Here is a 23,760-nt window from a genome sequence, read left to right on the forward strand (position 1 = left end):
GGGCCCCGATTGCCGAGCAGGCGCACTGCTCACATGACCGACGGGTAGGTTTCCCAATTCTGAATGGCCCGGACGGGGCACGGCCGTTCTGGAAGTTGATTCCGGGAATTGGAACTTTTGAAAGCGAAGCCTGGGAAGCGGCTCACAAGAACCGCTGGGCCTCCCGCAGGTAGGCCTTCTGAAGCTGGAAGCGGTGGACCGGGCGCCCGCCCGTGCCGTATCCGGGTTCCATGCGCAGCACTTTCAGCGTGCCGAGGAATTCGAAGTACTTCCGCACGGAAACCCTGGAGATGCCCACCTGCTGGCCGATCTCCTCGGCGGTGAACCAGGGGGACTGCTCCGGCCACGCGCCGATGGCCTTCAGCACCTTGTCCAGAGTGTTCCGGTCGAGCCCCTTGGGAAGCCCCTCTGCCTTCCGGTCCTCCAGGGGCCGCCGGCCCAGGCGCCGGTCCAGCGCGCTCTGGTCCAGGCTCTCCCCGCGCCGGATCATGTGCCGGGTCTCGCGGTAGTGTTCGAGCGCCTGCTTGAGACGCTCGAACTCGAAGGGCTTGATGAGGTAGTCCACCGCACCCAGCTTCAGGGCCCGGTCGATGGTCGCCGTGTCTCGGGCGGCGGTCACGAAGATCACATCCGCATCCAGGGCCTGCCTCCGGATTTCACGCATGAGGTCGATGCCACTCTGCCCGGGCATGAAAATGTCCAGCAGCAGCAGGTCCACCGGACGCTCCTGGAGCAGCGCCAGTGCCTCGGGGGCGCTGCGCACGGACGCCACGATCTCGAAGCCGCCCATCCGGCTCAGGTACATCCGGTTCAGCTCCGCCACCATCGGATCGTCTTCGACCAACAGCACCCGGATCATGGTTCCTCCCCCGGAAACAGGTTCAGTGAGGCGGTGAAGACCGCGCCCCCCTCCTCCCGGTTCCGGCCCACCAGCCGGCCACCCCGGGCCTCAATGGTTCGGGCGGCCTGCCACAGCCCGAAGCCGCGGTTCTCGCCCTTGGTGGAGAACCCCAGCGTGAAGGCTCGGGCCAGGACCTCCTCGGGCAGGCCGGGGCCGCTGTCCTGGACGGACAGGTGCAGCTGGGTGCCCTCCGGCCGGAGGGAGACCTGGATCTCCCGGCGGGGTCCTTCTCCGATGGCCTCGACCGCGTTCTCCAGCAGGTTGCCGAGGACCGTGACGAGGTCATGGGAGACCGAATCGTCCGGGCAGGGGGGTAGTGAGGCGTCCTGATCCAAGGTCATGAGGATGTTCTGCTCGCGCGTCGACGAGAAGCGGGCGAGCAGGAAGCCCGCGACGACGGGATCCTTGATCCGCTGGACCACGAAGCCCACCTCGTCATCCAGCCGGCCGGCCACGCCGGTGATGAAGGTCTTGAGCCGCTCGTACTCCTCCAGCCGCACCAGACCGAGGATCACATGCAGCTTGTTCATGAACTCGTGGGTCTGGGCCCGGAGGGCATCGGCATAGAAGCGGACCCCCGTCAGCTGCTCCGCCAGCCGGTTCATCTCCGTGATGTCGCGGAAAGTGGCCAGGGCCCCGGTGATGCGCCCCTCGACCACCACCGGGACCCGGTTCGTCAGGATCTTCAGTCCCAGGATGTCGCCCTCCTGGTCGTACTCCGCCTGCCCTGTCTCGATCACGGTGCGGAGCCTCGAGCTGGGGAGGACCTCTTCGACCGGATGGCCCACCAGCTCGCCGCGGCTCCCCGCCAGCGCGAACAGCCGCAGGGCCTCCTCGTTGACGATGGTGACCACCAGGTCCCGGTTCACCCCGATGATGCCCTCCCGCACCGAATGCAGCATGGCGCTGCGCTGCTGAAGCAGGGTCGAGATCTCCTGGGGCTCCATCCCCAGGAGGATCTTCTTGATCCGGCCCGCGAGGTACATGGCACCCAGGATCCCTGCCGCGAAGCCGATGATCCCCCCCAGGACGATGCGCTTCCGCACGCTCACGACCGTGCGGTCCACGCCCGACTGGAGGATGCCCACGGCCACGGCCCCCACCTGCCGGTCCCCCTTCCATACGGGCGTGAAGGCCCGCAGGGAGATGCCCAGCGTGCCCTTGGCGACGGACAGGTAGGAGCGTCCCTGGTAGACGCCCGCATCATCCCCGCCGGCGAACCGGGCACCGAGGAGCGCGCGGTTGGGGTGCGAGAGCCGCAACCCAGTCATGTCGATGACCACGACATAGTCCACGCCGGCCTCGGTCCGGATGCGTTCGGCGTAGGCCTGCACCTCGTCCGGGGGACGGAGGCCCGCCAGGCCATCGCGCACCACCTCGGCCTCGGCCGTGATCCGGGACAGCAGGATGACCTTGTCGCCCAGGGTCTCCCGGGTCTGGCGGGCCATGCGCCAGTCCACCATGACGGCGGTGACAACGAGGGCCAGACCCAGGATCAGGGTGACCAGGAGCGTGATCCTGGCCCTGAGCGGGAGAATGGGACGGAGTCGCGGCATGGTCTAGAACCATCCTAGGGCGGAAGGTGCCCGGGAGGTGAGCCGCCAGGTGGCGGGAGGCCACCCGATTCTGGGGTAATCTGGGGCCATGACCGACGAAAAGCCCGTCCTGCGACTGCCCATGCCCCTCCGCAAGCAGAAGGCGCTGAAGGCCGCCTGGAAGCCGCTGCTGATGCAGTGGCTGGTGCCGGGGGCCGGCTACTGGATGATCGGGGAGAAGGGCCGGGCCAAGGCCTTCTTCGGGGTCTGGCTGCTCTTCTGCTGCCTGGGCGCCCTCCAGATGCAGTACGGGGCCGTGGATGGCGTGAAGGGCGGCGTCTTCGTGCCCGTGGCCGGGGCCTGGCTGCCCACCCTCGGCGCCTTCGCCACGGGGGGCATCGGCCCCATCTACGGGGTCTTCGCCTGGGCCTTCGGCGGCGCGGGCACCGAGCCCGTGCGTACCCTCACCCAGGAATACGGCGCCACCTATGTGATGATCGCCGGCCTCCTGAACTGGCTCTGCTGCTTCGACCTCTGGGACCGCGTCACCGGCCGCTGGGTCTTCCGGTTGCCGAAGGACGAGCAGACCCGGATCGCCAAGGGCGAGTAGCCACCGCCTCCGCCGGGCGCCCCTAGCGTGGCCAGCCCAGCAGGGCGGCGCCGAGGCTGACGAGGACGACCCCGGCCACCTGGCGCCCGCGGGGCCGCTCGCCGAGAGCCCAGCCCAAAAGGAGGGTGAACACGATGGAGGTGTTCCGGAGCGTGAGCACCGCCGCGCTGGACGAGATGCGGAGCGCCACCAGGTAGCAGAGAAAGGCCGCCGTGCAGAGGAGACCCGCCCCCAGGGCGGGGCGCCATTCCACCGGCCCGGTCCAGGTTCCGCGCCGCACCCGGCGGTGCAGGGCCTGGATGGGCAGGCCCACAGCCATGGAGGTGGCGAACAGGGCGGGCGGGGAGGCACCCGCCCCCAGGGCCAGCTTGTAGCAGGCGTTGAACCACGCGATGCTCCCCGCGGCGCCCAGCACATAGGGCAGGGCCCGGCGACTCCCGCGTTCCCCCGTGCTCAGCCCCAGGAGCCCGAGGCCCCCGAGCATGCCGGCCACGGCGAAAATCGCCAGCCCATCGATCCGTTCGCCCAGGAGCAGCCCGACGGGCCACGCGACCAGCAGGGCCCCGCCCCGCATCCAGGTGTAGGACCAGCCCAGGGGGGCCCGCTCCAGGCTGCCCACCAGGCCGATGAAGTAGCCGCCCTCCCCGACCCCCGCGGCCAGGGCCCAGCCCAGGGCCGCCGCCCGGGGGAAGGCCGGCCCCGGCCAGACGAAGGCCAGCAGGGCCGTGACGACGAGGGCTGTCGCAAAGACCACGACGGAGGCGTCGTCCAGATTCTTCGACCGCTTCAGAAGCGCGTTCCAAACCGCGTGGAGGAGGGCGGAGGCCAGGGTGAGGCCGAGGGCCGCGGGCGCCAAGGCGGGTCTCTTACCCTTCGGCCTTCAGGCTCTTGGCCAGCAACTGGGTGCGGATGAAGGCATCGATGTCCCCATCCAGCACTTTCTGGGTCTGGCTGGTCTCTTCGCCGGTGCGGTGGTCCTTCACCATCTGATAGGGCTGCAGCACATAGCTGCGGATCTGGCTGCCCCAGGCCACATCGGCCTTGTCGCCGCTGGCCGCGGCCACCTTGTCCAGGAACTTCCGCTGCTCGAGTTCGTACAGCCGGCCCTGCAGCACCTTCAGGGCCGTCGCGCGGTTCTTGATCTGGCTGCGCTCGTTCTGGCAGCTCACGACGATGCCCGTGGGCAGGTGGGTGAAGCGCACGGCGGATTCGGTGCGGTTCACATGCTGGCCGCCGGCGCCGCTCGCGCGGAAGACATCGATCTTCAGATCCTTCTCGGGGATGTCCACATTGATGGTGTCGTCCAGCTCGGGGCTCACATACACCGCCGCGAAGCTGGTGTGGCGGCGCTTGGCCGAATCGAAGGGGCTGATGCGCACCAGGCGGTGGACGCCGGCCTCGGCCCGCAGGTAGCCGTACGAGAACGGCGCATCGACGATGAAGGTGGCGCCCTTGATGCCGGCCTCCTCCCCGTCCTGGTAGTCGATCATCTCCGTGGCCCAGCCCTTGGATTCGCAGAAGCGCAGGTACATGCGCAGGAGCATGGCGGCCCAGTCCTGGCTCTCGGTGCCGCCCGCGCCGGGCGCGATGGCCACGATGGCGTGGTTGCTGTCCAGGTCGCCGCTGAGCATCATGCGCAGCTCGGCGTCCTCCACCGCCTTGCGGAGGTCCGCCTCGACGGTCTCGACTTCCACCAGCATGTCCGCGTCTTCCCGGGCGAGTTCCAGCCCGGTGTCCAGGTCCTCGATTCCGCCCGACAGGCGTTTCGCCAGGGCGATGTCGTTGGTGATGGAGCCCCGCTTCTGGAGGAGGGGCTTGGCGGCGTCGGGGTCGTCCCAGAAGCCCGGAGCCGTGGTGCGCTCCTCGATCTGTTCCAGCTCCAGGGCCTTGCGCTCCGGATCAAGGTGGGCGACCAACTGCTGGACGCGGGGCTCCAGCTCGTTCTTGGCTCGCACCAGGGTCTCGAAATCCATCATCCGCCTCTCCGGCCCCAGGTTCGGCGCCGGGGAACCTTCAACTTTAATGCAATCCGTGGGATTCCAGGCTCACGGTATTCTGGGGGGATGCCCGAGTTCATCCCCGTGATCCCTGCCGACCTGGAGCCCACCTTGCGTGGGGTCCTGACCGGCCACGGCGGCCTGCCCCTGGCCTGGGCGCGCTGGGAGCACCCCGAGCCCAAGGGCCGGGTCGTGATTTCCCACGGCTATGGCGAACACGGTGAACGGTACCGGCACACGGCACACTGGCTGCACGACCTCGGCTGGTCCGTCTCCAGCCTGGATCACAGCGGCTTCGGCCGCTCCGGCGGAATCCGGGGCGACGCCGCCGGCGGCATCCGGGCCTTCGTGGACGACTTCGCCCTCTTCCTGCGCCAGGAGCGCCGCCACGACGCGGAGCGCACCGGGGCCACGGCCCGCGTGGTGGAAGGCGTCCCCATGCCGCCCCTGCCCGTGTGCCCCCAGGTGGTCCTGGGCCACAGCTTCGGGGGCCTGGTGGCCCTGCTGACGCTGCTCTGGCATGCCGACACCCTCGACGGCCTGATCCTCTCCAGCCCCAGCGTGGCCGTGAGGTCCAATTCCAAGGCGCTGATCCTGCTCTCCCGGCTGCTGCGCTGGGTGATGCCCCACCGCCCCATCCAGCTCCACGGGGACAAGAGCCAGGTCTGCTCCGACCCGGTCATCGTCCAGCGCTACGAAACCGACCCCCTCTGCCACCGCTGGGCCACCGCCGCCTTCGGCGCCGCCCTGGAGGAGGGCCGGGCCGAGCTGCTGCCCCTGGGACACGAGTTGGACCGGCCCATCCTGCTGCTGGAGTCCGGCACGGACACCGTGGTGGATCCCGATGCCTCGGAGGAACTCTGGTCCGCCGTGAAGCCCGGGCTGCTGGAACGCCACCGTCTGCCCGCCTTCTACCACGAAGTCTTCCACGACCGGCACCGGGGCCAGGCCCAGGCCCTGGCCGAACCCTGGCTCGAGAAGCTGCACCAGGCCTGGAATCCTTCCCACCGCCCCTGGAACCCTTCCCATTGTCCCGCCATGTCTGAAGTGTTGTCCCCGGAGTCCGCATGAAGCGCATCCTCATCGCCCTCACCCTGACCGCCGCCTTGGCGGGCCTGGGCCTGGGCTGCCGCAAGCCGAAGGGCATCGACAAGACCATCCAGTCCTCGGAACTGCTGGCCACGGCGGACAAACAGCTGAAGCAGGGGAAGTTCAATGACGCCCGGCTCACCCTCCGCCACCTGGAGCAGTACCTGCCCGGCTCCCCCGAGTTCCCCAAGGCCAAGCTCATGCTGGGCGACAGCTACTTCTTTCAGCCCAGCCCCAGCTACCCCGAGGCCGAGGTCGAGTACGCGAGCTTCCTGAACTACTTCCCCCGCCATGAGCTGCGGGACTACGCCCTCTACCACCGCGCGCTCTGCCACTTCTCCTCCATCGAGGGGGCCGAGCGCGACCAGGCGGAGACCCGCAAGGCCCTGGACGGCTTCCAGGTGCTGCTGGCGGAGGCCCCCGGCAGCCCCTACGCCGGCGAGGCCCGGGCCAAGATCCTGCAGTGCTGGCGGCGCATCGCCGAGCACGAGCTGATCGTGGGCGTGTTCTATGTGAACACCTACTACTACCCGGGTGCCGAGCGGCGGCTGAAGTCCCTGCTGGAGACCTACCCCGACTATGTGGACCGCGAGCGCGCCTACTTCTACCTGGGCGAGGCCCTGCGCCAGCGCCTGCTGACCCCGGAGGAGCTGACCCAGTTCAACAAGGACTACGCCGTCAAGCTCCAGAAGGAGGACCTCAAGGACCTCACCAAGGAACAGATCAAGCAGTACTCCAAGGACTCCGAGGAATTCAGCAACGAGCGCATCAAGGTCTTCCGCGCCGAGGCCAAGAGCTACTACCAGAAGCTGGTGGAGAGCTACCCCGGCTCCGAGTGGGCCCGCCGTGCGGCCGATCGCCTGGTGACCATGGGCACCGCCGGCGTGAAAGAGGAGCTGGACAGCTAACCATCTGAGACGACAGCCGGGGGCCCCCGGGATGGTTTACCATGCGGGTGGAAGTCCCTGATTAGGATGCCCGCCATGACGCTTCTCCTCCGCGCCCTGTCCCTCCTTGCGCTCCTGGGGAGCCTCGCCTGCGGCGGCGGCAGTTCCTCCAACGGCGGGGGCGGCCTCCACCTCAGCCAGACCATGACGACCATGCTCACGGAGGACGGCTTCCAGTTCTCCGCGACCAACGACGCCGGGCAGCCCCTCAGCGTCAGCTGGGCCGTGGTCGAGGGCGCCCCCGGGGGCACCATCGATGCCCAGGGCTACTACACGGCCCCCGCCACCGTCGGCACCTACCATGTGACCGCACGGCGAGGGGAGAACCAGGCCACGGCGGCCATCCAGGTGGTGGCCGGCACGCCAGAGATCTTCATCACCCCGAGCGGCCCCCTGCACCTGGCCGTGGGCGGCTCCCAGCTGTTCAGGGCCCCCCTCAACAACCTGGGGAACCACGCGGTCGCCTGGAGCCTGAGCGGCGCCGGCCAGCTGGACGCGGACGGCTTCTTCACGGCGCCGTCCGTTCCCGGCACCAGCACGATCGCTGTCACCAGCCTGGCGGACCCGAGCCTTAAGAAGACCGTGCAGGTGATCGTGGAGGCCCCGAGCCAGCCGGCTTTCCATGTTCTGTTCGGAGGGGGCAGGTTCCCCGGTGCCACCACGGTTTCGCTCACCCAGGGGCTTTCGGGCATCTCCGACACCCGGCTCGCCTGGACGATCACGGGCGGAGGGAGCGTGAACCCCGATGGCGTGGTGACCCTTCCCGACCAGCCCGCCACGGTCCAGGTCCAGATGCGCAGCATTGCGGCCCCGGCGCTGGTTCAGACCTCCCCCATCGAGGTGTTCGCCGCCACGACTCCCGTGAAGGCCACTGTCCAGATCAGCCCCGCCACCCTTTCGCTCGCGCCCGGCGCCACCGCGACCTTCACGGCCACCGTGGGGGGCCTGCCGCCCCGCCAGCGGCCCGTGGAGTGGTGGATCCTCGAGGGCCGGGGCATCGGCGGCATCCTCACCAGTGACGGCCGCTACACGGCCCCGGCCACGCCGGGAACCTACCATGTGGTGGCCACCCCCCTGGCGGAGATGCGGATCCGGGCCATCGCCACGGTGGTGGTGGGCCCCTGATCCGACGCTGCCAGACTGGAGCCGGAGGTCCCCTCATGCAGCTGAGCACCCTCGGCCTCGGCACCTATCTGGGCCCATCCACGGACGCGGCCGATGCCGCCTACGCCGAGGCCGCCCGGGCCTTCCATGCGGCCGGGGGCACGGTCTTCGACACGGCCGCCAACTACCGCGGCGGGCGGTCGGAGCGGGCCCTGGGCGCGGCCTTCCGGCACCTTCCCCGCGATGCGTTCTTCATCTCCACCAAGGCGGGCTACCTCCCCATGCCGGAAGGGGGAACCGAGGAAGGCCCCCGGGCCTGGTTCCACCGGGTGCTGGAGGAGCCGGGCATCCTCTCCGTGGACGATCTGGTGGACGGCTGCCACGCCCTGACGGCGAGGTACCTGGGGCATCAGCTGGACATCAGCCGGAGCGCCCTGGGTCTCGAGACGCTGGACCTGTTACATCTGCACAACCCCGAGCAGCAGTTGCCCCACCTGGGACCGGAGGCCTTCTACGCCATGATCGGGCGGGCCTTCGAGGCCTGCGAAGGCTTCGTGGCCGCTGGGAAGATCCGCGCCTACGGCGTGGCCACCTGGAACGGCTTCCGGGTGCCGCCCGGGCAGGATGGGCACCTGAGCCTCGCCCGCCTGCTGGCGGCCGCCCAGGCCGCCGGGGGCCGGGACCACCACTTCCGCTGGATCCAGCTGCCCCTCAACCTGGCCCTGCCGGAAGCCTTCCTGGCCCCCACGCAGCTGATGGACGGCACGGCCATGACGCCCCTGGCGGCCGCCCAGGCCAGCGGCCTCTCCGTCCAGACCTCCGCCTCCATCATGCAGGCCCGCATCCTGCGGCAACTGCCGGACGGGTTCGCCGAAGCCCTGGGGGTCCGCACGCCCGCCCAGGCGGCCCTGCAGTTCACCCGCTCCTGCCCCGGCGTCACCACGGCCCTCTGCGGCATGGGGCGGGCGGAGCATGCGGTCGAGAACGCGGCGATCATGGCCGCCCCCAAGCTCGATCGCGCCGCGCTGGAGAGCCTCTTCGGATGATCCTCCTTGCCATCACCCCGGGCCTGGGCTTCGACCGCAATCGCTGGTCGGCCGTGCTGCGCTCCGGGGTAGATGCCTTCCTCATCCGCGAGAAGCAGCTGGAGGCCCGCGCCCTGCTGGACGCCGCGCGGTGGTGCCAGGACGAGGCGCCCGGCGTCGAGCTCTGGGTGGCCGGACGGCTGGATGTGGCCTTGGCCGCGGGGTGCGGACTCCACGCCCCCGAGGCCTATCCCGGGGCCCATCCCGAGGTGGAGCCGGGGCTGGTGCCCCTCTCGCGCCCCCTTCATCACGAGGATCAGTGGGATGCCCGGCGCGGTTCCGACCAGCTGCTGGTGTCGCCGATCTTCCCCAGCCCCGGAAAGGGCGAACCCTGGGGCCCGGAGCGGCTGCACCGGTTTCTCGATCCGCTTCCCCCGGGAGGTCCCCGGCTGCTGGCCCTGGGTGGCGTGGATCCGCGGAACGCCCCCGCCCTCTCGCACCCTCGGCTGGTGGGCCTCGCCGCCATCCGGCCCTTCTGGGAGGGCGAGCCCGCGCGGGCCGTGGCGCGTTTCCGGGAGCGATGAGCGTATCCTCTTCCCCATGTTTCGCGACTTGAGGGAGAAGGTCAGCGCCCCGCGCCGGATCGCGGCCTGGGTGCTGCTCGGCCTGCTGCTGCTGGCGGCGGCCTTCGTCCTGCCCCGCACGAGCTCCCACCCCATCATCCACCGCGCCGCCGATGTGATCCTCTGGTCCGTCCTGGCCTACGGGGCCATCCGGCTGGTCTCCTTCCTGCTGCTCGACCCCCTGTTGAGCCAGCGGAAGACGGCCACGCCCGGCTTCGCGCGGGATCTCCTCGTGGTGGTGCTCTACCTCGTGGCGGCGGGCGGCATCCTCCGCCAGGTGCTCCAGGTGAGCCTGGGCCAGCTGCTGGGCACCGGCGCCATCGCCGCGGCCGTGGTGGGCCTCAGCCTCCAGGAGGTGCTGGGCAACCTCTTCGCCGGCATCTCCCTCCACCTGGATCCGGCCTTCCAGGTGGGCGACTGGGTGGAGATCACCGGCACCCTGCGCGGCGGCCCCGGCCGGGAGACGCTCATCGGACAGGTGGAGAGCATGACCTGGCGCACGGTGCAGCTCCGCACCGAGAACGGCGACATGGACATCCTGCCCAACCGCGCCATCGCCCAGGCCGTGGTGACGAACCTCTATGTACCCTCGGGCCTGCACCGCCGCACGGCCAAGGTCATCGTCGAGCCGCGCCCGGACCTCCATGCCGCCCTGGAGCACCTCACCCGGGCCCTCGCGGGCCTGCCCCACCCGGCCCAGCATCGGCCCGAGGTGGTGGTCCACAGCTCGGACCTGGGCGGCGCCGTGCTGGAGATGCGCTTCTGGGCGCTGGGATTCCGCCACGGGCGCCAGGCCGCGTTCCAGGCCACGCGCCTGGCCGCCACCGTGCTGCCGCGGGAGGGCTTCCGGCTCATGGGCCCCCACGGCCCGACCCCGCTGGTGGCGCGACAGGAGCCGCTGCCGGAACCGGCCCTGATGCACGATCTCGTCCGCCAGCTGGGTCTGCCGGACCACTGGGCCGAGGATCTCCGCGGCCACCTCCGCCTGCGGGCGCTGGCCCCCGGGGAGGGCGTCATCCGGGAAGGCGATCCCGGCCATTCGCTCTTCGCCGTGCACCGCGGCACCCTCCAGGTCGTGCGGGCCGAGGAGCGGCTGGAGCCCTACACCGGGATCTTCTGGAAGCCCCTGGCGGAGCTCGGCCCGGGCCAGTGGTTCGGCGAGGCCAGCCTGCTCACGGGCGCTCCGCGGAACGCCACGGTGGTCGCCCTCACGGAAGCCGAGGTCGCCGAGCTCCCGAAGGAGGCCTTCGAGGCCTCCCTCAAGCGGGAGCCGGAACTGCTGGAACGGCTGCTGGACCTCATCGAGCACCGGGCCCTCGACGCGTCCGGGACCTCGGCGCCGAAGGAGTCCCGGCGGGCCCAGTGGTCGCGGCAGATCCGGGCCTGGTTCGGCTTGTAGGGTCTGTCCGGAACGACTGGTATCCTGGAGGGGCGGAGGTCCCATGGAATTGCCAGAGCACCTTCACCATCTGGTGAGCGAGCTGGGGGATTCCTTGGTCAAGGCCCTGGCGGAAGACGACCACTGCCGGGATCTCACCTTCCAGATCCAGGCCCAGGGCTACGGCCTCATGCTCATCCTCGAGGCCTCCCCGATGGGGACCCGGTCGCGGGAGATCGTGGCTCCGGGGGACGAGGACGCCGACCTGCCCTTCTCCGAGGATGACAAGCGCCTGATGAAGTCCTTCAAGATCCGGATGGACTAGCGATGGTTCAGCCCTGGGATCTCCCGGCCCCCGAAGCCGGCTCGGCTCCGCGTCCCAACGCCGCAGGCCTGGACCTGGCGGCCCTGAAGGCCCTGGTCGCGAGCTTCGGCGAGCCCGCCTGGCGCGGCGCGCAACTGTTCGAGGGGCTCTACCGGCAGCGCTGGACCCGCTGGGAGCAGTTCACCCACCTGCCGCAGGCCCTCCGGACCCGGCTGGCGGCCGAGGTGGAGCTCGCCTGGCCCACCATCGTGCAGAGCCAGCCCTCCTCCGATGGTTCGACCAAGCATGTGTTCGAGCTCGCCGACGGGAAGCAGGTCGAAGGCGTCCACATGCCTTATGTCGTCCGGGGGTCCGGTCTGCGACCTACACCCCCGGAGCCCCCGCGCCCGGGCCAGGCCGAGCCTGTCCCCGGGCTTTCCGTCCGGGGGTCAGGTCTGAGACCTACACCCCCGGTCCTGGACCCTGAAGACCTCGACCGCGTCACCCTCTGCCTCTCCAGCCAGGTGGGCTGCGCCATGGGGTGCACCTTCTGCGCCACGGGCCAGATGGGCATCATCCGCAACCTCAGCGCGGCGGAGATCGTGGGCCAGGTCGTGGCCATGCTGAACCACCACGGCCATCCCGCGGAGCGCCCCGTCAACTTGGTGTTCATGGGCATGGGGGAGCCCCTGCACAACCTCGATCATGTGATGACCGCCTTCGGTCCGCTGACCGATCCCAAGGGCCTGGCCATCCCGCCGAGGCGCATCACCCTCTCCACCTCGGGCCTGGTGAGCGGCATCGAGCGCCTGGGCGCCTTCGCCCGCCGGCCCCGGCTGGCCTTGAGCCTGAATGCCACCACGGACATCCACCGCTCCCTGATCATGCCCGTGAACCGGGTGTGGAACCTGGAGGCCCTGGCGACGGCGCTCGCGGCCTTCCCCCTGCAGTCCGGCGAGCGCATCACCCTCGAATATGTGCTGCTGAAGGGCGTCACCGACAGCCTGGAGGATGGCCGCCGCCTGGCCGCCTTCGCGCGCCGCTTCCCCGCCAAGATCAACCTGATCCCGTTCAATCCGCACGAGGGCAGCGGCTTCGAGCCCCCGGAGGAGTCCCGCGTCGGCGCGCTCTGCCGGCTGCTCTCGGATGCGGGGCTGCCCGTGAGCGTCCGCCGCAGCCGCGGGCAGGATGTGGCCGGAGCCTGCGGCCAGCTGGTAAGGGAAGGCCAAGGCCGGCACCCGAAACCGCGCTGACTTCGGTCATGCTGGACGGGTGCAGCCCGCGCCGAAACCCTTCTTCGAAACCCTCCACGCCCTGCTCGACGCGGAGGGTGAGATCACGCTGGGCGAACTGCTGGATGCCGCGGGCGAGCAGACTTACGGCCTCCTGACGCTGCTGCTCTCCCTGCCGAGCCTGGTCCCGGGCCTGAACATCGGGCTGGCCCCGGTGGGCGGCATCGGCCTCATCGCCCTGGGCTCCCAGCTGGCCTGGGGGACCGCCCATCCCTGGGTGCCCCGCCGGGTGCAGGACCAGGCCATCCACAAGGGCCGCATCAAGAACGCCCTCGCCAAGCTCGAGGCGCAGCTGGACCGCTTCCGCTGGCGCGGCGCCGAGCGGCGCCCCCTCAACCACCGCTGGGTGGGCGCCTGCATCACCTGGACCGGCTTCCTGCTGGCCATCCCCGTGCCCCTGCCCTTCGGGAACCAGCTCCCCGCGGCCATCCTCTGCCTCCTGGGCGCCGCCCTCCTGGAGGAACGGCCCACCTGGGCCTGGATCGGCGCGGCGGCCTCCCTCGGCAACACGGTCTACTTCGCCTCCAGCTTCGGCCTCATCGCCCGGGGCTTCCTGAAGGCCTTCCACGCCCTGGTGCAGTGATGCGCATCGATGCCCTCACCCTCTTCCCCGAGTTCTTCGAGACCGCCCGCCTCGGCATCACCGGCCGGGCCTTCCGGGAGCTGGGACATGGACTGCACACCCACAGCTACCGGCCCTTCGCCGGCAATGCCTTTGGCCATGTGGACGACGCGCCCTTCGGCGGCGGCCCGGGCATGGTGCTGCGGCCGGAGGTGCTGCGGGACACCCTGGCCTCCGTGCCCCGGGAGGGCGCGGGGCGCATCATCCACTTCAGCCCCGCGGCCCCGCCCCTCACCCATGCCAAGGTGCTGGAGCTGGCCCGGCTCGACCAGCTGATCCTGGTCTGCACCCGGTACGAGGGCCTGGACCAGCGGGCGGTGGAGGCCCTCGTGGACGAGGAGCTCAGCATCGGCGAGGCCGTCCTCAGCGGCGGCGAGCTCCCGGCCCTCTTCCTCATCGATGCCGTCTGCCGCTGGCTGCCGGGCGTGCTGGGGAACGGGGCCTCCGCCGAGGAGGACAGCTTTGCCACCGGCCTGCTCGACCACCCTCACTTCACCCGCCCGGCCACCTTTGAAGGGGCGGAGGTGCCGGCCGTCCTCCAGGGGGGCGACCACGGGGCCATCCGGCTCTGGCGCCTGCGGGAGGCCATGGCCCGGACGAAGCGCCTGCGGCCCGACCTGTGGGCCCTCTACCTGAGGGACCGCCTGCGGGACCTGGACCGCCCCGCCCAGTGGTGCGCCTGGCAGGTGGAGCATCCGGGGGACTGGGAGCGGCCCAAACCGAAGGGCTGGAAGGGCTATCGCCTTGAATGACCCCTTCCCTTTTCCGGCCCATCGGATACACTGACTGACTCCCCATCCGGGGACTTTCGAGCCATGTCCGCCTGATCGTAGGCTTGGGACCGCTGGCCCAGGAGCCCACATGAGCCACATCATCGATCAACTCGAAGCCAGCCTGCTTCGCAGCGACCTTCCCCGCATCGCCCCCGGCGACACCGTCAAGGTGCATGTCAAGGTGAAGGAAGGCGAGAAGGAGCGCATCCAGCTCTTCCAGGGCATCGTCATCGGCATCAAGGGCGGCGGCATGCGCACCTCCTTCACCGTCCGCAAGGTCGCGAGCGGCGTGGGTGTGGAGCGCATCTTCCCCCTGAACAGCCCCACCATCGACAAGCTGGAAGTCGTGCGCCACGGCAAGGTCCGCCGCGCCAAGCTCTACTTCCTGCGCGAGAAGCTCGGCAAGGCCGGTCGCCTCAAGGAGCGCCGCGCGGACAGCGCCCAGTAGGTCGAATCCTTCCCTTTGGAAAGGCGCCCACCCGGGCGCCTTTTTCATGGAAAGAATAGCGCTACCACGAACGATCTAACCCAAGCTGGTCCTTTAATTCTATCTCATCTTTTGGATCCGGCGCGGGATGCGGCAAGGCTGCGGTCATGCGAACATGGTCCCGTGCCATGGCCGATCCCCCGGGTCGGCCGGCCCCCGGGAGGAACCATGCTGACCCTGTCCCGTCTGACCCTGGCCACGCTGGCCGCTGCCGCCCTGTCCCTCGGGGCCGAGGCCCCGCGCTACGGCGTGCAGGGCCTGGTGAACCTCCCCCTGGGCGACCTGAAGGACTTCGTCGACAACAAGCCTGGCCCGGGCATCGGCGTCCACGGCACCTTCGACCTGGGCGATGGCCACATGGTGCGACCCCGGCTGGATTACAGCATCTACCCCGAGGCCACCTTCGGCTCCGTGAAGCAGACCGCCTCCAACCTCAGCCTGGGCGGCGACTACCTCTACTTCGTCGCCGGCAAACCGGAGGGGCTCTACCTCACGGGAGGTCTCGCGGCCGTGCGCTGGTCCTTTGAATCCAAGCTCGGCGCCCTCAAGGAGACCAGCGACACCACCAAGTTCGGGTTGGCCGCCGGCGTGGGCTACCAGTGGAATGCCACCGTGGGCACCGAAGCCCGCTTCCTGCATTCCCGCATCACCAAGGGCTTCCAGGCCAACGCCCTGCAGGCGGGCGTGACCGTCCGGTTTTAATACTCTCCGGGGGTTCCGCGCTGCGCGCACACCCCCGGACCCCCGCGCGATGCCCGGCACAGCCGGGCCTCGCTTTGCTCTCCGGGAGTTCCCCCCACCACGCATGTGTGGCGGGGATCTATGGGCGCGCTGCGCGCACACCCCCGGACCCCCGCGCGATGCCCGGCACAGCCGGGCTTCGCTTTGCTCTCCGGAACCCCTGACCTGACGCGGGTCAGAGCCCGTATTCCTTCCAGCGCTTGCCGAGGCGGTCCAGGATCTCGTCGGGGAACACCAGGTCCCGCGGCCATTCGCGGGTGAAACCGTCCCAGGGGCGGTTCTTGCGGGTGGCGTCGATGCCCACCTTGGAGCCGAAGGCGAAGCGGTCGGCGGAGTGATCCAGGACATCCAGCGGGCCCTCGGTGAAGAGCATGTCGCGCTTGGGATCCACATTGCTGGTGAGGCGGAAGAGCACCTCGTTCAGGTCGTGGGGATCGATGTCCTCATCCACCACCACGATGCCCTTGGTGAACATGATCTGGCCCGTGCCCCATATGGCGTTCATCACCTTCTGGGCGTGACCGGGGTATTCCTTCTTGATGGAGAGGATCACCAGGTTGTGGAAGGCGCCGGCGGCGGGCAGGTGCATGTCCCGGATCTCGGGCAGCACCATGCGGAGCAGCGGCAGGAAGATCCGCTCCGTGGCCAGACCCAGGTAGGCGTCCTCCTGGGGCGGGCGGCCCACGATGGTGGCGGGGAACACGGGGTTCTTCCGCATGGTGATGGCTTCGACATGGAGCACGGGATAGTCGTCGGCCAGGGAGTAGTAGCCCGTGTGGTCGCCGAAGGGGCCCTCCCGGCGCAGCTCGCCAGGGTTCACATAACCCTCGATGACGAGCTCCGAATCGGCGGGCACTTCCAGATCGTTGGTCACGCAGGACACCATCTCGATGCCCTCGCCCCGCAGGAAGCCCGCGAACATCACCTCGCTGAGGAAGGGCGGCAGGGGCGCCGTGGCGGCATAGGTCAGGGCCGGGTCGCCGCCGAAGCTCACGGCCACGGGCATGCGCTCGTCCCTGCCGTAGCCGTGGCGGTTGCGGGCGCCGTCGTGGTGCAGCTGGGTGTGGAAGCCCAGGGTGCGGTCGTCGTAGACCTGCAGGCGGTAGAGGCCCATGTTGCGGTGGCCCGTCTGCTTGTTGCGGGTGTGGCTCATGCCGAGCGTGATGAAGGGGCCGCCGTCCTCGGGCCAGGTGGTGAGCACGGGCAGGTCCGACAGCTTCACCTGATCGCCCTTCAGCACGATCTCCTGGCAGATCCCCTTGCGGACGGTCTTGGGCATCCAGTTGCCGACCTCGGCCAGCACGGGCAGCTTGGCCAGCTTCTCGAAGAAGCCCGTCCCGGGCTTGGGCATGGCTTCCTGCACCAGCTTCTCGATGCGGTCGGCGATGGCGTCGAGGCCGCGGGGCTCCCGGTCCACGCCCAGGGCCATCTCCATGCGCTTCAGGCTGCCGAAGGCATTCATGGCCACGGGCATGGCCTTGCCCTTGGGCCGGTCGAAGATCAGGGCCCTGCCCCCCCCGGGCTCCTTGGAAACCCGGTCGGCGATGGCCCCCATCTCCAGGAAGGGATCGACTTCGGCAGCCACGCGGCTCAGGTCGCCGGCGGCCTCGAGCTGCTTCAGGAAGGTCTGGAAATCGCGGCCCATGGGAATCTCCGGATCCCGATCATCCCATCCCGGGCCGGTCCCCGGAACCCAATGTCCCCTCGCCGCAGGCCAACCGCCCCTGGCTTCAGGAATTTCCCTTGAGGTGACAGGGCTTTCCCCGCATACTGATGGGCCTTGCCCTGGCCGTGGGCTCCCAAGCGCGTCCGATGGACTGCCGCCCACACGCCCCAACTGAAGAGGTTTTCATGTTCGCAATCATCAAGACCGGCGGGAAGCAGTACCGCGTCGCCGAGGGCGACATCCTCCGCGTGGAATTGCTCGAGAAGGATCCCAAGCAGGCCGTGACCTTTGAGGAAGTCCTCCTCATCGACAACGACGGCGACCTGAAGGTGGGCAAGCCCACCGTGGCCGGCGCCAAGGTCGAGGCCGAGGTCATCACCCATGACCGCGCCAAGAAGGTGATCATCTTCAAGAAGAAGAAGACCACCACCTACCAGCGCACCCAGGGCCACCGCCAGGGCTACACGGAAGTTCGGATCAAGAGCATTAAGGCCTAGTCCGGCTGTTTTCGCCTCAGGCGCAACCAGGTAGAGAAAAGCCTTTTCATTCCATTCGACATCAAGCTTAAGAGGTACTTCCATGGCTCATAAAAAAGGCGTCGGTTCCAGCCGCAACGGTCGTGATTCCCATTCCCAGCGCCTCGGCGTGAAGGAGTTCGGCGGCGAAGTCGTCCCCGGCGGCTCCATCCTCGTCCGCCAGCGCGGCACCAAGTTCAAGGCCGGCATCAATGTCGGCATGGGCAAGGACCACACCCTGTTCGCCCTCATCGACGGCAAGGTGCGCTTCCAGGACAAGGGCCAGAGCGGCCGCTTCATCCACATCGACCCCATCGAGGGCTGAATGCTGTCAGGGGGTTCCGCGCTGCGCGCACACCCCCGAGACCCCCGCGCATAGGCCGGGCGTAGCCCGGCCTATGCTTATGTCTTCCCTATCTTCCGAAACCACAGGCCCACATGTTCCTTGACCACATCCAGCTCCGCGTCGCCGCCGGCCACGGCGGTTCCGGCGCCATGAGCTTCCGCCGCGAGAAGTTCGCCCCCGAGGGCGGCCCCGATGGCGGGGATGGCGGCAAGGGCGGCTCGGTGTTCCTGCGCGCCAACCGGGCGCTGAACACCCTCAACCCCTACCGCAACAAGCGCGAGTTCACCGCCGAACGCGGCCGCCAGGGCGAAGGCTGCATGCGCCACGGCAAGGACGGGCTGGATGTCCTCCTGGAGGTGCCCCTGGGCACCCTCGTGAAGGACGGCGACACCGGCGAGGTGCTGGCGGAGCTGCTCGAGCACGGCCAGGATGTCTGCGTGGCCCGGGGCGGCCGCGGCGGCCTGGGCAACACGAACTTCAAGAGCTCCACCAACCGCACCCCCCGCCATCATCAGCCCGGCGAGGATGGCGAGGAACGCACCCTCGACCTGGAGCTCAAGCTCATCGCGGATGTGGGCCTGGTGGGCTTCCCCAACGCGGGCAAGAGCACCCTGGTGAGCCGCCTCAGCGCCGCCCGGCCCAAGATCGCCGACTATCCCTTCACCACCCTGGAGCCCCAGCTCGGCGTCGTGAGCCTCGACCGCTTCGGGGGCGACCTCCTCGACAGCTGGGTCATCGCCGACATCCCCGGCCTCATCGAAGGCGCCGCGGACGGTGCGGGTCTGGGCATCCAGTTCCTGCGCCATGTGGAGCGCACCCGCATGCTGCTGCACCTCGTGGACCTGTCGGATCCCATCACCGAACCCGCCGAAGCCATCCGCGTGATCGACGGCGAGGTGCAGGCCTTCAGTCCCGTGCTGGCCGCCAAACCGCGCTGGCTGGTGGGCACCAAGCTCGACGCCCTGCAGGACGAGGAGCGCCGGAAGGCCTTCGAGGCCCTCTGCGCCGAACGGGGCCAGAAGCCCGTCTTCATCTCGGGCGTCACCGGCGAGGGCCTGCGCGAACTCGCCTTCGCGGTGGATGCCGCCCTCAAGGAACTCAAAGGACTCAAGGAAGAGGCCCGGTAGTGCGCGTCGGCCTGCTCGGGGGGGCGTTCAATCCCCCACATGAGGGGCATCTGAAACTTGCCCGACTGGCGCTGGATCACCTCGAACTGGATGAGCTGCGCTTCGTGCCCACCTTCGTCAGCCCCCACAAGCCCGACCCCGGCGGCCCCGGCGGCGAGGCCCGCCTGCACCTGTTGACCGAGGCCCTCCGGGCCTTCGATCCGCGTTGCCGGGTGGAGTGCCTCGAGCTGGACCGCGGCGGCACCAGCTACACCGTGGACACCCTTGAGACCCTGGCGGTCCGGGAGCCCGGCACGGCCTGGATCCTCGTCATGGGCAGCGATCAGCTGCCGGGCCTGCCCCGCTGGCGGCAGCCCGAGCGGGTGTTCCAGCTCGCCTCCGCCGCGGTGGCCCTCCGGCCCGGCGCGCCCGGCACGATCCCCGAAGTCCCGGGCCTGCGGCCCGCCGCATCCTGGTCCGGCCACCCCGGAGAGCTGGTCTGGCTTCCCGCCACGGAACTGGACCTGGCCTCGACGGACCTCCGCCTTCGTCTGGCGGCGGATCCTGCCCAGGATCCGGGGGGCATTCCGCCCCAAGTTATGGCTGCCATCCGCACCGAAAACCTGTATCGTTAGCCTGCTCTGGAGCCCGCATGACCCTTGATTCCCGGCTTGCGACCGTCGTCGACGCCGCCCGGTCCAAGAAAGCCTTCCGCATCCGCCTCCTGGACGTGAAGGACATCGCCAGCTTCACCGACACCTTCGCCTTCATGAGCGGCGGCAGCGATCGCCAGAACCGCGCCATCGCCGAGGCCATCGAGGACGCCCTGAAGCTGGCGGATGGGGAGCGCCCCATCTCCCGCGAAGGCGAGACCAACGGCAACTGGGTGCTGCTCGATTTCGGCAACCTGGTCGTCCATGTCATGGACGAGGAGACCCGCCGCCACTACAACCTCGAGGAACTCTGGAACGCCGGCCGCGAGCTGGAACTGCCCGCCGAGCTCCCCCCCGCCTCCGATGCCCGCCCGTAGGAGATGACCTCCATGCCCATCGACCAGACCAACGCCTTTGAGGCCATGCAGGCCCGTCTGCGGGTCGCCTCCCAGCTCTACGGACTGGACGATGCGCTCTTCAAGGTGTTCATGGCGCCCAGCCGCTCCATGATCGTCAGCCTGCCCGTGCTCATGGACAACGGGCACTGGGAGGTCTTCACCGGCTACCGCGTGCAGCACAATGTGGCGCGCGGACCGGCCAAGGGTGGCATCCGCTACGACCTCAATGTCACCCTCGACGAGGTCAAGGCCCTCGCGGCATGGATGACCTGGAAGTGTGCCGTGGTGGATGTGCCCTTCGGCGGCGGCAAGGGCGGCATCGTCTGCGACCCCACCCGCCTGAGCCTGGGCGAGAAGGAGCGGCTCACTCGACGCTACATCGCCGAGATCATGGACATCATCGGCCCCGACCGTGATGTGCCCGCCCCGGACATGGGCACCGATGCCCAGACCATGGCCTGGGTCCTCGACACCTATTCCATGCATGTCCGCCGTACCGAGAACGCCGTCGTCACCGGCAAGCCCCTGGGTCTGGGCGGCAGCCTGGGCCGCGCCGAAGCCACGGGCCGCGGCATCCTCATCACCGCCCGCGAGGCCATGCAGCGCCTGGGCAAGCCCCTGGCCGGGGCCACCGTGGCCGTGCAGGGCTTCGGCAATGTGGGCAGCCAGGCCGCGCGGCTGCTGCATGAGGCCGGGGCCCGCGTCGTGGCCATCAGCGACATCCAGGGCGCCGTCAAGAACGACCGGGGCCTGGACATCCACGCCCTGCTCAAGCATGTGGCCGAGGCCCGCACCGTCGCCGGGTTCCGGGGCGCCGAGCCCCTGGATCCCAAGACCCTCCTGACCCACCCGGTGGACATCCTCGTGCCCGCCGCGTCGGAGAACCAGATCACCGAGGCCAACGCCGCCCAGGTGCGCGCCAAGGTCATCGTGGAGGGTGCCAACGGCCCCACCACCCCCGAGGCCGATCCCATCCTGCTGGAGCACGGCGTCCTCGTGGTGCCCGACATCCTGGCCAATGTCGGCGGCGTCACCGTCAGCTACTTCGAGTGGGTGCAGAACCGCCAGGGCTTCTACTGGCGGGAGCGCGAAGTCAACGAGCGCCTGGTGGACTACATGACCCATGCCTTCCAGGCCACCTTCGCCACCACCGACAAGTACAAGACCAACCCCCGCATCGGCGCCTACATCCTGGCCCTCGACCGCGTGGCCCAGGCCATGAGATACCGCGGATTCTACGCGTGATCCAAAGCTACATCAGGGTCTCCCGGAAGGCTTGGCACTACAGCACGCAAGCCTACGAGACCGGCCCCGACGAGCGGAAGAAGGTCAAGCGGCACCTCCGTTGGGCCGCCTTGGCCGTCCTCCGGGAGGTCTCCGTCCAGGGCTGGTTCGCCTTCCTGGATGCCCCGGTCATCCGCCCCTTCGTGGAGGCCAATCCCCGCTTGGCCTTCCGCCCCATGGGCACCTACATGTCCCGCCGGTGGAACTGGTCCAGACGCTTCAAGGTCATCCGCGACACCTACCTGTTCGTGAACGCCAAGGGCGGCGAGTTCCAGGCGGCCATGCTCCGGGAGGGGGGCCTCCTGCTGGCCCGGATCCCCCTGGACAAGGCCGGGACCATGAGCCTGCGGATGCGCGCCGACGCCCAGTTCCGCAAGGAGGGTGAAATCGGCGTCTTCCTCGAGCTCGAGGGCACCAGCGGGGCCATCAGTTCGTTTGCCTTCTCCCTCGAGCACCTTCCGGAGGGCTGGTCCTGTGTCGTCGGGGCGCTCCAGGGCCGCAAGGGCGGGGACGAGGAGACCATCAAGCTCGCCACCAAAGCCATGCATGGCCTCCGCCCCAAGGCCCTCATGGTCTTCGTGGCCCAGGAGGTTGCCCGCTCCCTGCGGGTGGCCCATCTGCTGGGCGTGGGAAACGACATCCATGTGGCCCGGGGCCGGATCCTCGGGCCCGGCAAGAAAATCCTCTTCGACTACGACGACCTGTGGATCGAGGCGGGCGGCGAGCGGCAGCCCGACGGCTGGTTCCGTCTGCCCCTGAAGGCGGCCCGACGCTCCGGCGACGAGATCAAGCCCAACAAGCGGTCCATGTACACCAAGCGCTACGCCTTGATGGACGCCCTCTCCCGGCAGATCCGGACGGTGCTCACGGCCTCGGGATCCCGGTAGCCGCTTCCGACTTCGCGATTCCCGGCCCGCCGGGATCGCAGGCATCATGGGAGGGTGAATTCCCTCCGTCGCTGCCCGTCCCAGATCCTGCTCTGGTGCTGCCTCGCCAGTGCGGGAGGGGGCATGCTGTCGGCCCAGACCCCCATCGGCACCCTGATCTCGGAGCAATCCCGCACCAACTTCACCGTCCAGGGGGCCGGAGCCCGCGCCATGGGGCTGGGCGGGGCCTTCATCGCGGTGGCGGATGACGCCACCGCCGTCTCCTTCAATCCCGCCGGCCTGGCCCAGCTCCTCCACCCCGAGGTGAGCTTCGTGGCGCGTGGAACCCAGCGCTCCGTCGGCTACGAGGACTTCGAGACCTCGAGCCGGAGCCGCGTCCTGGCCGTGAGCGATGCCCTCGTCAGCTCCACGCGCTTCGATCCCCTGTTCATCTCCGCGACCGCCCCGCTGCAGGCGGGCGGCCGGAACCTGGTCCTCCAGCTGTCCATCCAGCGGGCCTTCGCTCTGACCGACCACACCCAGCGGACCCTCACGGAATCGCCCCTCACCACCGCTTCCGGCTTGCCGGTCCAGCTGGCCCAGGACATCACCCAGACCGGGCAGATCGACCTCTACTCCCTGGCCGTGGCCTACGAAGTGTCCCAGCGCATCCTGCTGGGCCTCTCCTACAACCAGTGGCGCGGACGCTGGGACCTCGCCTCGGCGAGCCTCCGCACCACCGGGACGACCCAGGCGGCCGTGGCCTTCCGCCAGACGAATGCCATGGATGGCGAGAACCTCAACCTGGGGCTCATCTGGCGCTGGCCCACCTGGAGCTTCGGGATCGTCCACCGCACGGGGTTCCACGCCGACTACACCTTCGCCACGCAGCTCTCCACCAGTTCCGGCTCGGGAGGCTTCACCGGCGCGCCCATGACCACGGGGCTCCATTGGCCCGCAGGGACCGGCCTCGGTTTCGCCTACCGCCCCTCGGACCTGTGGCTGATCACCGCGGACCTGTCCCACACCCTGTGGTCCACCACCCGGTACATGTCCACCTCCCCGCGGCTCAACGGCCAGAGCTTCTTCGATTTCGACAAGGGGGACCGGACCCCGAACGCCACGGATGTCCACCTGGGCATCGAATACCTGAAGATCACTCAGGACGGCACCGTGATCCCCCTCCGGGCCGGGCTGAGCCGCGAACCCCAGCCGGTGGTCGATGCGATCACCGGCACCCAGAGGGTGATGAACCATGTCTCCCTGGGCAGCGGCCTCAAGCGGGGAGCCATCGGCGTGGATGTGGCCTACCGGTACGGCTGGTCCAGCCGGCGCGCCTCGCAGTCCCTGGAGGTGGATCAGATCCTGACGCGGACCGGAACCCCGTCCGTGGGGACGGAACACATCCGAGAGCACCGGCTCGATGTCTCCACCATCCTCCAGTTCGACCGGCACCCGCTCGAGCGGGTTCTCCGCCATCTCTTCGTGGGGGACTGAG

General features: G+C 69.3%; 26 protein-coding genes. 21 read left to right on the forward strand and 5 right to left on the reverse strand.

What is annotated here, in order from left to right:
* Nucleotides 1-142: 142 nt before the first annotated feature.
* Nucleotides 143-859 carry a response regulator gene (locus tag QUD34_RS13695; RefSeq protein WP_286354268.1) on the reverse strand — a complete coding sequence of 239 codons (717 nt, stop codon included), beginning with the start codon at nt 857-859 and terminating at the stop codon, nt 143-145.
* Complete coding sequence (dcuS, locus tag QUD34_RS13700) at nt 856-2,457, reverse strand: DcuS/MalK family sensor histidine kinase (protein WP_286354269.1); 1,602 nt, start codon at nt 2,455-2,457, stop codon at nt 856-858. The genes QUD34_RS13695 and dcuS overlap by 4 nt, the downstream gene beginning before the upstream one ends.
* Nucleotides 2,458-2,545: 88 nt before the next feature.
* On the opposite strand from dcuS, the gene QUD34_RS13705 reads away from it, so the two are divergent.
* On the forward strand, nt 2,546-3,046 hold the full coding sequence (locus QUD34_RS13705; protein ID WP_286354270.1) for a DUF6677 family protein: 501 nt from the start codon (nt 2,546-2,548) through the stop codon (nt 3,044-3,046).
* A gap of 22 nt (nt 3,047-3,068) precedes the next feature.
* On the opposite strand, the gene QUD34_RS13710 is transcribed toward QUD34_RS13705, so the two are convergent.
* Together QUD34_RS13710 and prfB are read right to left on the reverse strand one after the other, a co-directional pair.
* On the reverse strand, nt 3,069-3,902 hold the full coding sequence (locus tag QUD34_RS13710) for an EamA family transporter (RefSeq protein ID WP_286354271.1): 834 nt from the start codon (nt 3,900-3,902) through the stop codon (nt 3,069-3,071).
* A gap of 10 nt (nt 3,903-3,912) precedes the next feature.
* The gene (prfB, locus tag QUD34_RS13715) at nt 3,913-5,019 is read right to left on the reverse strand and encodes a peptide chain release factor 2 (RefSeq protein ID WP_286355998.1); all 1,107 of its coding nucleotides are present in this window, start codon (nt 5,017-5,019) and stop codon (nt 3,913-3,915) included.
* 90 nt (nt 5,020-5,109) lie between these two features.
* On the opposite strand from prfB, the gene QUD34_RS13720 reads away from it, so the two are divergent.
* The 12 genes from QUD34_RS13720 (at nt 5,110) to QUD34_RS13775 (ending at nt 15,389) form a co-directional block, all read left to right on the forward strand.
* Nucleotides 5,110-6,114 (forward strand): alpha/beta hydrolase, encoded by a 1,005-nt coding sequence (locus QUD34_RS13720; RefSeq protein WP_286354272.1) that lies wholly within the window; start codon nt 5,110-5,112, stop codon nt 6,112-6,114.
* A complete protein-coding gene (locus tag QUD34_RS13725) occupies nt 6,111-7,040 on the forward strand; it encodes an outer membrane protein assembly factor BamD (RefSeq protein WP_286354273.1) in 930 nt (309 codons plus the stop codon). The genes QUD34_RS13720 and QUD34_RS13725 overlap by 4 nt, the downstream gene beginning before the upstream one ends.
* Before the next feature lie 75 nt (nt 7,041-7,115).
* Complete coding sequence (locus QUD34_RS13730) at nt 7,116-8,204, forward strand: hypothetical protein (RefSeq protein WP_286354274.1); 1,089 nt, start codon at nt 7,116-7,118, stop codon at nt 8,202-8,204.
* A 35-nt stretch (nt 8,205-8,239) separates the two neighbouring features.
* Nucleotides 8,240-9,229 (forward strand): aldo/keto reductase, encoded by a 990-nt coding sequence (locus QUD34_RS13735; RefSeq protein ID WP_286354275.1) that lies wholly within the window; start codon nt 8,240-8,242, stop codon nt 9,227-9,229.
* On the forward strand, nt 9,226-9,792 hold the full coding sequence (locus QUD34_RS13740) for a thiamine phosphate synthase (RefSeq protein ID WP_286354276.1): 567 nt from the start codon (nt 9,226-9,228) through the stop codon (nt 9,790-9,792). The genes QUD34_RS13735 and QUD34_RS13740 overlap by 4 nt, the downstream gene beginning before the upstream one ends.
* Nucleotides 9,793-9,808: 16 nt before the next feature.
* Entirely contained in the window at nt 9,809-11,230 is a 1,422-nt protein-coding gene (locus QUD34_RS13745) for a cyclic nucleotide-binding domain-containing protein (RefSeq protein WP_286354277.1), read from the forward strand.
* 43 nt (nt 11,231-11,273) lie between these two features.
* On the forward strand, nt 11,274-11,534 hold the full coding sequence (locus QUD34_RS13750) for a hypothetical protein (protein ID WP_286354278.1): 261 nt from the start codon (nt 11,274-11,276) through the stop codon (nt 11,532-11,534).
* Between the two features lie 2 nt (nt 11,535-11,536).
* A complete protein-coding gene (gene rlmN / locus QUD34_RS13755; protein WP_286354279.1) occupies nt 11,537-12,766 on the forward strand; it encodes a dual-specificity RNA methyltransferase RlmN in 1,230 nt (409 codons plus the stop codon).
* Between the two features lie 19 nt (nt 12,767-12,785).
* On the forward strand, nt 12,786-13,388 hold the full coding sequence (locus QUD34_RS13760; protein ID WP_286354280.1) for an exopolysaccharide biosynthesis protein: 603 nt from the start codon (nt 12,786-12,788) through the stop codon (nt 13,386-13,388).
* The gene (trmD, locus tag QUD34_RS13765) at nt 13,388-14,179 is read left to right on the forward strand and encodes a tRNA (guanosine(37)-N1)-methyltransferase TrmD (protein ID WP_286354281.1); all 792 of its coding nucleotides are present in this window, start codon (nt 13,388-13,390) and stop codon (nt 14,177-14,179) included. The genes QUD34_RS13760 and trmD overlap by 1 nt, the downstream gene beginning before the upstream one ends.
* A 109-nt stretch (nt 14,180-14,288) precedes the next feature.
* A complete protein-coding gene (gene rplS / locus QUD34_RS13770; protein WP_286354282.1) occupies nt 14,289-14,648 on the forward strand; it encodes a 50S ribosomal protein L19 in 360 nt (119 codons plus the stop codon).
* A 207-nt stretch (nt 14,649-14,855) separates the two neighbouring features.
* Complete coding sequence (locus QUD34_RS13775; protein WP_286354283.1) at nt 14,856-15,389, forward strand: outer membrane beta-barrel protein; 534 nt, start codon at nt 14,856-14,858, stop codon at nt 15,387-15,389.
* Nucleotides 15,390-15,603: 214 nt separating this feature from the next.
* On the opposite strand, the gene QUD34_RS13780 is transcribed toward QUD34_RS13775, so the two are convergent.
* Entirely contained in the window at nt 15,604-17,073 is a 1,470-nt protein-coding gene (locus QUD34_RS13780) for a menaquinone biosynthesis decarboxylase (RefSeq protein ID WP_286354284.1), read from the reverse strand.
* Between the two features lie 206 nt (nt 17,074-17,279).
* On the opposite strand from QUD34_RS13780, the gene rplU reads away from it, so the two are divergent.
* The 8 genes from rplU (at nt 17,280) to QUD34_RS13820 (ending at nt 23,759) form a co-directional block, all read left to right on the forward strand.
* Complete coding sequence (rplU, locus tag QUD34_RS13785; RefSeq protein WP_286354285.1) at nt 17,280-17,591, forward strand: 50S ribosomal protein L21; 312 nt, start codon at nt 17,280-17,282, stop codon at nt 17,589-17,591.
* 82 nt (nt 17,592-17,673) lie between these two features.
* Nucleotides 17,674-17,934 carry a 50S ribosomal protein L27 gene (gene rpmA, locus QUD34_RS13790; RefSeq protein WP_286354286.1) on the forward strand — a complete coding sequence of 87 codons (261 nt, stop codon included), beginning with the start codon at nt 17,674-17,676 and terminating at the stop codon, nt 17,932-17,934.
* 113 nt (nt 17,935-18,047) lie between these two features.
* Nucleotides 18,048-19,082 carry a GTPase ObgE gene (obgE, locus tag QUD34_RS13795; protein WP_286354287.1) on the forward strand — a complete coding sequence of 345 codons (1,035 nt, stop codon included), beginning with the start codon at nt 18,048-18,050 and terminating at the stop codon, nt 19,080-19,082.
* The gene (gene nadD, locus QUD34_RS13800; RefSeq protein ID WP_286354288.1) at nt 19,082-19,696 is read left to right on the forward strand and encodes a nicotinate (nicotinamide) nucleotide adenylyltransferase; all 615 of its coding nucleotides are present in this window, start codon (nt 19,082-19,084) and stop codon (nt 19,694-19,696) included. The genes obgE and nadD overlap by 1 nt, the downstream gene beginning before the upstream one ends.
* 17 nt (nt 19,697-19,713) lie before the next feature.
* Nucleotides 19,714-20,091, forward strand: coding sequence for a ribosome silencing factor (gene rsfS, locus QUD34_RS13805; RefSeq protein WP_286354289.1), 378 nt, complete (start codon nt 19,714-19,716; stop codon nt 20,089-20,091).
* Between the two features lie 12 nt (nt 20,092-20,103).
* Nucleotides 20,104-21,357: a Glu/Leu/Phe/Val family dehydrogenase gene (locus QUD34_RS13810; protein WP_286354290.1), complete on the forward strand. Its 1,254-nt coding sequence runs from the start codon at nt 20,104-20,106 to the stop codon at nt 21,355-21,357.
* Complete coding sequence (locus tag QUD34_RS13815) at nt 21,354-22,283, forward strand: VirK/YbjX family protein (RefSeq protein WP_286354291.1); 930 nt, start codon at nt 21,354-21,356, stop codon at nt 22,281-22,283. Before QUD34_RS13810 ends, QUD34_RS13815 begins: the two co-directional genes overlap by 4 nt.
* A gap of 123 nt (nt 22,284-22,406) precedes the next feature.
* On the forward strand, nt 22,407-23,759 hold the full coding sequence (locus tag QUD34_RS13820) for an OmpP1/FadL family transporter (protein ID WP_286354292.1): 1,353 nt from the start codon (nt 22,407-22,409) through the stop codon (nt 23,757-23,759).
* The last annotated feature ends 1 nt before the right edge of the window (nt 23,760 follow it).

The organism is Geothrix oryzae (assembly GCF_030295385.1).
Classification (GTDB): domain Bacteria; phylum Acidobacteriota; class Holophagae; order Holophagales; family Holophagaceae; genus Geothrix; species Geothrix oryzae.